The following is an 8,878-nucleotide window of genomic DNA, read 5'->3' as shown; positions in this document are numbered from 1 at the left end:
ATAACGTCAAGGCGAGAGCGTCGGGAGACAGCGACATCGAAGGATCCTTCTTTGGCGAGACGAATCCTTCATTCCAACTGATTCTCGGCCTCTCGCCTAATCACTGTCGTGTAGTGTGCAATTTTGCGCGCCACGGGCTTCAAAATGCTCCCGTTTTATGCGGCCCGGACGTTGTTTTTCGCCCCGCAAGCTTCGCAGGTGGGGTCATTTTTTTGATTCGCCGCTTCACGACAGATAGCCGGTCAAAGACGCCGCCCGGACATCCTGGAGCAGCCGGACAAATCCGTCGGTCTGGTGCTCGGCGGTGAGGCGTCCTTTTTCGGCGGTGGCGATGGAGGCATCGCCGACCACGCCATTGGGATTGAGGTCGGTGGCGATCCAGGCGAAGGCATGGGTGCCGGTGTGGCGCAGCAGGCCGAACTCGTTTTCGGCGCGGGCGACGCTGGAGACGAAATTTTGCGCCTTGGCCATGTCGACCAGGTCGGGCCGGAAATGCAGCATCAGCGAGGTTTCGACGTCGCCGCCATGGATGCCGTGGCGGTCCTCCAGCTCGGTATACATGCCGGCCGGCCGGCCGAAACGCTGCCAGCTTGTCTTGACCGCCAGCATCGAGAAGCGGACGCGCAGCTCGCGGGTGACGATGCCCATGATCTCCTCGTTGCCGCCATGCGAATTGATGAAGACGATCTTTTTCACGCCGGCCCGCGCCACCGATGCACCCAGTTCGGTCCAGGCCTCGATCAGGACGGGGGCGGGCAGGGTAAGCGTGCCCGGCGCGTAAAGATGCTCGTTCGACTTGCCGACCGATTGCACCGGCAGGATGCGGATGTCGAGATCGCCGGGCAGGCGAGAAATCACCGTCTCCAGCATGCCTTGCATGATGGTCGTGTCGGTGGAGACCGGCAGATGCGGACCGTGCTGCTCGATCGCGGCGATCGGCAGCACGGCGATCGTCGTTTCCGGATCGATCGAGGCGTATTCGGTGGTGCGATAATCTCCCCACCACCGGCGTTTCGTTTGGCTCACTTTGCCAGCTCCGAGAGTCGTCCTTGCTCCGCACCCTCATAGGCGAAGCCGGCAACCTTTGTAAGACTTGCGAGTTCCCGACGAAAGCCAAGGGCCAATTGCGCATACGGCCGATTGGATCCGAGCAGATCGGAGGCGAAGATGACAGTCATCTGGCTGGGCGCCCTGCTGGTATTGGCGGGTGTCGTCTATGTGGCGGGCGCCGCCATCTGGCACGGGCGCATGAGCGATCCGATGCCGACCCGTCTGGACGGCGCAGGCGTTACCCTTGAACCCGCCCACCGGGGGCCTGCGGTTCCTTGGCCTCGGCCCGAACTGGCCGGGCATTGTCATGATGGCGGCCGGCATCATTCTGCTGCTCGGGGGGATGTTCTTCTAGGGTCTCTCGGTATTCACGCCTTGAGGGCCACTCGGCGAGTGGCCTGCTGCCCGGCAGCCGCCACGGCGTTCGCGGCCTTTCATCGTGCCGCCGGCCGATGAATTCGCCATGCGAGCCGGCCACTCACCCCGCCGCGATCACCTCCACCTCGACCTTGAATTCCGGACGGGCGAAGCCGGAAACGATCATCAGCGTCGAGGCGGGTGCGGGATCGGAAAACAACCGGTCGCGCACGTCCATATAGGTGCGCAGCCAGGTGCGGTCGGTGACGAAGGCATTGATTCGAACGATATTTTGCAGCCCCATGCCGGCTTCGGCGAGGATCGCGGCGACGTTGGCGAAGCAGAGTTCCGTCTGCGCGCCGGCGTCCTCGGGAATCGATTCGTCCGGCCCAATGCCGAGCTGGCCCGAACACAGCACCAGCCGTTTTCCCGGCGGCACCTCGATGCCGTGGCTATAGCGGGCGAAGGGCGGCCGGATGGATTTTGGGGTGAGATGCTTGACCAAAAAGTGTTCTCCGGTTCGACCGACAACAGCGGGCCGGATGTCAAGCCGGACTCCGCGACGAGCTCATGCCGCGTGCAGTGTGGGTACGTTGCTCACGTCGACCTCGCGTTCGGCATGCCACGCATCATAGGCGGCCTGCATGCGCAACCAGATCGCCGCGCCGTCGCCGAACATCTTTCCAAGCCGCGCCGCCGTGGCAGGAGAGACAGGCTTCCGCTCACCAAGAATGTCGTAAAGCTGCCGGCGGGAAATGCCCAGCAGCCGAGCGATCTCGGCTTTCGGCTTGCCGGTCGCGGGTATGATGTCGGCAAGGAGCGCGCCCGGATGGGAAGGGCACCGCTCAAGCGGCCTGCGGACTTCGTAAAGCGTCATCTCGAACTCCCTGCAACGGATCAATGATACTGCTCGAAATCAACACGAACGGCATCCCTTCCGTCGAACTCGAATGTGATACACCACGGCCCGTTCACATGAACGGTATAGCGGGTTGGTTCAAAGCCTCGAAGCGCGTGGAAGTCGAATCCGGGAATGTTCATGTCCTCCGGCCGCTCCGCAGCATCAAGGCGGTCCAGCCGAACCGCAACCCTCTTATGCATGCGGGCGTCAATCTTCGCAGTCCTTCCGGAGTGGAAGAACTCCGCCAGCGCCTTGTTCCTGAACGACCTGATCACGGCGATATGTAAGCTAATGGCTCACAATCCGTCAATATGATGTGTGCAAGCAGCGCACATGTCAAACCCGACGGCCCGCCTGACGATTCGATCCAAGCCAACGCTGCCTGGCGGATGTCGGCAGCGCGATCGACGGAACCTTTTGCCGGCGGCGGCGTTGCAGGGCGGGTAGTTGCACCTCGCGGCCGGCCCGAAGTCGAACCGGTTTGGGGGAATCATTGATGGAAATCGGCCCGGGTTTGGCATCCCTGCCAGTCTTCGTTGCCGACTGGGCGGATGGCGCAAACCTGAGCACTCCTCCCGCCCTGATCGAAAAGCTGCCGCTTGCCATCTATGCCTGCGATGCCGAAGGCCGGCTTCTGTGGTTCAATTCGCTGGCGGCGAAACTGTGGGGGCGCACACCGCTGCTGCACGATGACAGCGAAAAATATTGCGGTTCCTACAGGCTGTATTTCGGCGGACAACCGATCGCCCGCGAGGAGACGCCGATGGCTTCGGTCCTGCGCACCGGCATTCCGGTGAGCGGCGCCGAGGGCAGGGTCGAACGCCCCGACGGTACCTCGATATGGGCGATGGTGCATATCGAGCCGGTGCGCGACGGTGACGGCCGACTGATCGGCGCCATCAACTGCTTCCATGAAACGACGGCGCTGCATCCCGAAACCAGCGACCTCGAGGATTTTCTCGAGAGTTCGGCTATCGGCCTGCGCCTAGTCTCCGGCAACGGCACGATCCTGCGCGCCAACCAGGCTGAACTCGCCATGCTCGGCTACGCGGCAGAGGACTATGTCGGCCGCAACATAAGGGATTTCCATCTCGACCAGGCGGTGGCCGACGATTTTCTCGGACGCCTTGCCAACCGGGAGCGGATCGACCAGTTTCCGGCCCGGCTGCGCGCGGGAGACGGGTCGGTCATGCATGTGCTGATCACGGCCAACACCCGCGCCGGCGACAGGGAAGCGGCCAACACGCTATGCCTTACCGTCGACGTAACCGAGCGCGTACGCTCCGGCGAGTTGCTGCGGGAGCAGGACCGGCGCCTCGCCGTCACCTATGAGCATGCTGGAAGCGGCATCTCGGAAGTCGATGCCGACGGGAAGATGCTGCGCGTCAATGCGCGGCTCTGCGGGTTGATGGGCCGATCCGCCGACGAATTGCTCGGCCGCTCCATCTTCGAGGAAACCTTCTCGGAGGACATCGCGGCGGACCGCGAGCAATTCCGCCGCCAGGTGGCCGGCGAGATCGACCGCTACACCATCGAAAAACGTATTCCCCGCAAGGACGGAGGCCTGTTCTGGGCTTCCGTCACGTCCTCCAGCGTTCGCGACGGCAACGGCGGCTTCCTCTATGCCGTGCGTGTCCAGCATGACATCAGCGAGCGCAAGCAGGTGCAGCACGCGCTGGTCCGCAAGGCGGAGGAACAAGCGGCGCTTCACGAATTCACGGAGCGGCTGCAGCCCGCCCGCTCGCTCGGCGATATCTACGTGCCGGCGCTCGACGCCATCGTGCGCGCCCTGCGTTGCCAGCGCGCCTCGATCCTCTTGTTCGACCAGACCGGCAGCATGAAGTTCGTCGCCTGGCGGGGGCTGTCGGATGGCTACCGCTCGGCCGTGGAGGGCCATTCGCCGTGGTCGCCAGACGCGGAGGACCCGCAGCCGATCTGCCTCGCCGATATCGGTCAGGCCGATCTTCCTGCTTCGCTGGCGCAGACCATAAGCAGGGAAGGGATAGCCGCCATTGCCTTTATTCCAATTGTCGAGGACGAGCGGCTGCTCGGCAAGTTCATGGCCTACTACGACGAGCCGCACGATTTTTCCGGTGCGGAGGTCGACGTGGCGCGGACGCTGGCGCGCCAGCTCGGCCTGGGCATCGAGCGGATTCGCGCCCAGAAGGCGACGCAGCAACTCGTATCCATCGTCGAATCCTCGCACGACGCGATCGTCAGCAAGGATCTGGATGGGGTGATCATGACCTGGAACCGGGGCGCCGAGCGCGTGTTCGGCTATACGGCCGACGAGGCGATCGGCAAGTCGATCCTCATCCTCATTCCACCCGATCGCCGCGACGAGGAGCCGGGCATCCTGGCGCGCATCCGCAATGGCGAAGTGGTCGATCATTTCGAAACCGTGCGGCGGCGCAAGGACGGCAGCCTGGTCGACATCTCGCTGACCATCTCGCCTGTGCGCGACGCCAAGGGGCGGATCGTCGGCGCCTCCAAGATCGCCCGCGACATCACCGAGCGCAAGGAGGCGGAGGCGAAGATCCGCGACAGCGAGCGGCGGCTGCAAGATCTGCTGACTGCCATACCCGCGGCGATCTACACGACCGACGCGGAGGGCAGGATCGCCTATTTCAACCAGGCGGCCGTCGATCTCGCCGGCCGCACGCCGACGATCGGAAGCGACGAATGGTGCGTGACCTGGAAGCTCTACAATCCCGACGGAACGCCCTTGCCGCACGACCAATGCCCGATGGCCGTGTCGCTGCGGGAAGGGCGTCCGGTGCGCGGCGCCGAAGCCGTCGCCGAGCGGCCCGACGGCTCGCGCGTGCCCTTCATTGCCTATCCGACGCCGATGTACGACGCCAACGGCAAGCTCGTCGGCGGCATCAACATGCTGGTCGACGTCAGCGAGCGTAAGCAGGCGGAGACGCAGCAGCGTATCCTGCTCAACGAGCTCAACCATCGCGTCAAGAACAACATGCAGATGCTGCAATCCATGCTCTCGGCCGCGGGGCGGCGGAGCCCCAACGCGGAGGCGCAGGAGATCCTCAAGGAGGCGAGCAGCCGCATCACTGCCATGGCCGCGGCGCAGCGCGTGCTCTACGATACACCCAACGCCATCCAGTTCAGCGCGCCGCAGTTCCTCAGCGCCGTCTGCGAGACCGCCCAGCAGACCTTTCCGCCGCATGTCAGGATCGTCTGCGATGCCGCCGCCGCCGACCTGCCGAACGACTTCGCCATGCCGCTGGCGCTTATCGTCAACGAACTGCTGACCAACGCCGTCAAGCACGGCTTGAACGGCCATGCCCAATCCACCGTTCGTGTCGGCTTCAGCCGCGACGGCGAGGCCAATGTGCTGTTCGTCGAGGACGAAGGGCCGGGCTTCGATCTCGATGCGGTGCGGCAAAGATCGTCGGGCCTGAGGCTGGTCGAAGGGCTTGCGCGGCAATTGCGCGGCAGATTTACGGTGAGCAGGGGGGCCGCGACGCGCTGCAGCCTGACGTTCTCTTGACACCGGCGGATCGGGAAACCGCGGGCAAGCCGCCGGTTCCCGCGCGGCCTTTCGGATTGCGGGCCGATTCACCGGATCGCGGCGCCGTGGCGCCGGAAACCTCGCGAATCCTGATCGTCGAGGACGACTACTTCATCGCGATGGATGTGGAGACCGCGCTGCTCGAAGCCGGGTTCCTGCTGGCCGGGATCGCGATTTCGGCGGAAGAGGGCATCGAGATCGCCATCGCCCGGCGACCGGCGCTCGCCGTCATGGACATCAGGCTGGCGGGCCAGCGCGACGGCGTCGACGCAGCGCTGGAACTTTACCGCGACCACGGCATACGCTGCATCTTCGCGACGGCCCACAAGGACCAGGAGGTGAGCCAGCGAGCCATGCCTGCCCGACCGCTCGGCTGGCTGCAAAAGCCCTATACCATGACGTCGCTGGTCGACGCGGTGCGCAAGGCCATGGACGAGATCGGCGGGTGAGGGCGGCCGGTGATGCCGGCCTGCAAATGGTGGCTTTCTGCGCTTCCGGTACTCACGTACCAGGAACGTACGCTGCGTTCCGGTTCTCGAGATCCACCATTTTCGGCTCGGCCTGACCTGAATCTCAACACACCCCTAGAGTCCCGTCGCCTTCTCCATCTGCTCGGTATAGCGGGTTCCCTCGATGGGGATCGCTTCGGCGGCTGTGTCGATGTCGCGCAGATCGTCCGGCGACAGCGCGAGATCGAGCGCGCCGAGGTTTTCCTGAAGGCGGGAGAGTTTCGTCGTGCCGGGAATGGGCACGATCCACGGCTTTTGCGCCAGCAGCCAGGCCAGCGCCACCTGCGCCGGCGTGGCATCTTGGCGGGCGGCGACGGAGGCCAGCAGGTCGACCAGCGCCTGGTTGGCCTTGCGCGCCGCCGGCGCGAAGCGCGGCAGGTTCTGGCGGAAATCGCTGGCGTCGAAGGTGGTGGTCTCGTCGATCTTGCCGGTCAAGAAACCGCGGCCGAGCGGGCTGAAGGCGACCAGCCCGATGCCAAGCCCTTCCAGTGCCTCCAGAATTTCGGGGCGGCGGGTCCACAGCGAATATTCGTTCTGCAGCGCCGTTACCGGCTGCACCGCGTGGGCGCGACGGATGGTGTCCAGCCCGGCTTCCGACAGGCCGAAATAGCGCACCTTGCCCTGGGCGATCAGCTCCTTCACCGTGCCGGCGACGTCCTCGATCGGCACGGCGGGATCGACACGGTGCTGGTAGAGCAGGTCGATGACGCCGGTCTTCAGCCGCTTCAGCGAGGCGTCGACGACCTCGCGGATATGCTCGGGGCGGCTGTCGACGCCCGAATGCCGGTCGTCGCCGACGATGCGGAAGCCGAACTTGGTGGCGATGGTGACCTTGTCACGAACAGGGGCAAGCGCCGGCCCGACCAGTTCCTCGTTGATGAAGGGGCCGTAGATCTCGGCGGTGTCGAAGAAGGTGACGCCGAGGTCGACCGCCTTGCGCAGCAGCGCGGTCATCTCGCCGACGTCCTTGGGCGGGCCGTAGGACGAACTCATGCCCATGCAGCCCAGGCCGAGGGCGGAGACTTCGAGGCCGCTGTTTCCGAGTTTGCGCTTCTGCATGGCAATATCCGTCTTGTGTGGAGGTTCGCGCCGAGCAAGGTAGGGCCCGCCGCCGTCATGTTCCAGCCATGCGGGACATTATCCGCCCGCCGGGCCGAGGCTTCTGCGAGGAGCGGCGAAACCTCAGCCGTCCTGGCGCGGCCGGGGCCGGTCAGAACCGCGCCAGTTTCCGCTTCACCCGCTCCAGATAGGCCGTGCGGCTGGCCGGCGTCGAGCGGTCCATGTCGTAATGCGCGAGATAGAGCGTGCGGGTGCGCGGCGCGCACAGCGCGCGGATGCCGCGCAGGATCGTCTTGCGGCCGGGCTGGCCGATCAGCAGAGACAGGAAGCGCGTCGCGCCGCAGGTGGTGACGATGCCGATGCGGCGGATGTGGGAAATGCGCGAGACGATGCCGCCTTGCGGCGCAAGATCGAACACCACGCCCGTCGCCCAGACGCGGTCGAACCAGCCTTTCAGCACCGCCGGCAGGCCGTACCACCAGGTCGGATAGACGAACAGCACGGCTTCCGCCCATTTCAGATGCTCGACATAGGGTCGTAGCGACGGGTCGGCGGGCGGTCCGTCATTGTAGCGCCGCCTTTCGTCGGGCCGCATGACCGGGTCGAACTCTTCCGCATAGAGGTCGACGAGGCGCACCTCGTCGCCGCGCGCCGTCAGCGTCGCCACCGCCGTGTCGCGCAGCGCCGCGCAAAAACCTTCGGGCACGGGGTGGCAGTAGATGACCAGCACGCGCATTCAGAATGAATCCAGCTTCGCCGCCACCTTCTTCATGAAGGCTTTTCGCGACCCCTCGGTGGAGAGGTTCATGGAGTAGTGCGCCAAAAAACTGACCGGAGCGCCGGGTTTCACCGTCGCACGCAGCACACGGTGGATGAGCTTGCGCGGCGGGTTGCCCATCAGCGCGGCCCTGAACCAACTGCCCCCATAGCTGGTCACCGCGACGACCTTGCGGATGTTGTGCAGCGACGGCCGCACCTTGCCGCCGACCAGCTCGAAGGAGACGCCGGGCAGGAACACGCGGTCGAAATAACCCTTCAGGATCGCCGGGTAGCCGTAGTTCCAGACCGGATAGCAGAGCACCAGCCCCTCGGCGCGCTTCAGCCGTTCGACATGCGGCGCGACCGTTTCGTCGTGCGTTCGCGGGTCGTGATAGGCGAGCCGCTCGGCCGCACTCAGCCGCGGTTCGAAATTCTCGGCATAGAGGTCGCAGTCGTCGACCTCGTGGCCACGCGCCGCCAGCCGTTCGACGATCAGCCGGTGCAGCGCGGCGTTGAAGCTCGTCTCGACCGGATGGGCGTGCAGCACGAGGATTTTCATGCGCGGCCGGTCCAAGAAAAGATACTGACCGTCGGAAATCGCGCTCTACGTTGCCCCCCTCTGTCCTGCCGGACATCTCCCCCACAAGGGGGGAGATTGGCAGCTTCGGCGCCACAGCCGATCTCCCCCCTTGTGGGGGAGATGTCCGGCAGGAC

Annotated in this window: 9 protein-coding genes; 2 read left to right on the top strand and 7 right to left on the bottom strand. The window is 65.0% G+C overall.

The annotated features are described in order from the left end of the window. Positions 1-225: 225 nt before the first annotated feature. From RB623_RS30115 to RB623_RS30100, 4 genes are all read right to left on the bottom strand, one after another. Positions 226-1,026 (bottom strand): creatininase family protein, encoded by an 801-nt coding sequence (locus tag RB623_RS30115; RefSeq protein ID WP_308060948.1) that lies wholly within the window; start codon positions 1,024-1,026, stop codon positions 226-228. 502 nt (positions 1,027-1,528) lie between these two features. After that, a complete protein-coding gene (locus tag RB623_RS30110) occupies positions 1,529-1,912 on the bottom strand; it encodes a RidA family protein (protein ID WP_308060946.1) in 384 nt (127 codons plus the stop codon). Positions 1,913-1,975: 63 nt separating this feature from the next. Further along, positions 1,976-2,284: a HigA family addiction module antitoxin gene (locus RB623_RS30105; RefSeq protein WP_308060944.1), complete on the bottom strand. Its 309-nt coding sequence runs from the start codon at positions 2,282-2,284 to the stop codon at positions 1,976-1,978. 20 nt (positions 2,285-2,304) lie between these two features. Further along, positions 2,305-2,583, bottom strand: a complete 279-nt coding sequence (locus RB623_RS30100; RefSeq protein ID WP_308060943.1) for a type II toxin-antitoxin system RelE/ParE family toxin — start codon at positions 2,581-2,583, stop codon at positions 2,305-2,307. Between the two features lie 221 nt (positions 2,584-2,804). Here RB623_RS30100 and RB623_RS30095 point away from each other — a divergent pair, with 221 nt between their 5' ends. Next, the gene (locus RB623_RS30095) at positions 2,805-5,816 is read left to right on the top strand and encodes a PAS domain S-box protein (protein ID WP_308060942.1); all 3,012 of its coding nucleotides are present in this window, start codon (positions 2,805-2,807) and stop codon (positions 5,814-5,816) included. A gap of 86 nt (positions 5,817-5,902) precedes the next feature. Then, positions 5,903-6,286, top strand: a complete 384-nt coding sequence (locus RB623_RS30090; protein ID WP_308060941.1) for a response regulator — start codon at positions 5,903-5,905, stop codon at positions 6,284-6,286. Positions 6,287-6,421: 135 nt separating this feature from the next. Here the strand turns inward: RB623_RS30090 and RB623_RS30085 are convergent, their stop codons facing one another. The 3 genes from RB623_RS30085 to RB623_RS30075 form a co-directional block, all read right to left on the bottom strand. After that, positions 6,422-7,405, bottom strand: a complete 984-nt coding sequence (locus RB623_RS30085) for an aldo/keto reductase (RefSeq protein ID WP_308060940.1) — start codon at positions 7,403-7,405, stop codon at positions 6,422-6,424. A gap of 151 nt (positions 7,406-7,556) precedes the next feature. Next, positions 7,557-8,141, bottom strand: a complete 585-nt coding sequence (locus RB623_RS30080) for an NAD(P)H-dependent oxidoreductase (RefSeq protein ID WP_308060938.1) — start codon at positions 8,139-8,141, stop codon at positions 7,557-7,559. Beyond that, a complete protein-coding gene (locus RB623_RS30075) occupies positions 8,142-8,723 on the bottom strand; it encodes an NAD(P)H-dependent oxidoreductase (RefSeq protein WP_308060936.1) in 582 nt (193 codons plus the stop codon). Positions 8,724-8,878 lie beyond the last annotated feature (155 nt).

Origin of the sequence: Mesorhizobium sp. LHD-90 (assembly GCF_030929505.1) — a bacterium.
Taxonomy (GTDB): Bacteria; Pseudomonadota; Alphaproteobacteria; order Rhizobiales; family Rhizobiaceae; genus Kumtagia.
Note: the sequence above shows the minus strand (reverse complement) of the source record. Positions and strands in the feature narration are given on the sequence as shown.

Bases quoted from the DNA above. Each gene is read 5' to 3' on its own strand.
- RB623_RS30095 (WP_308060942.1), top strand. From the start codon at position 2,805: ATGGAAATCGGCCCGGGTTTGGCATCCCTGCCAGTCTTCGTTGCCGAC.
- RB623_RS30105 (WP_308060944.1), bottom strand. From the start codon at position 2,284: ATGACGCTTTACGAAGTCCGCAGGCCGCTTGAGCGGTGCCCTTCCCAT.
- RB623_RS30075 (WP_308060936.1), bottom strand. From the start codon at position 8,723: ATGAAAATCCTCGTGCTGCACGCCCATCCGGTCGAGACGAGCTTCAAC.
- RB623_RS30085 (WP_308060940.1), bottom strand. From the start codon at position 7,405: ATGCAGAAGCGCAAACTCGGAAACAGCGGCCTCGAAGTCTCCGCCCTC.
- RB623_RS30080 (WP_308060938.1), bottom strand. From the start codon at position 8,141: ATGCGCGTGCTGGTCATCTACTGCCACCCCGTGCCCGAAGGTTTTTGC.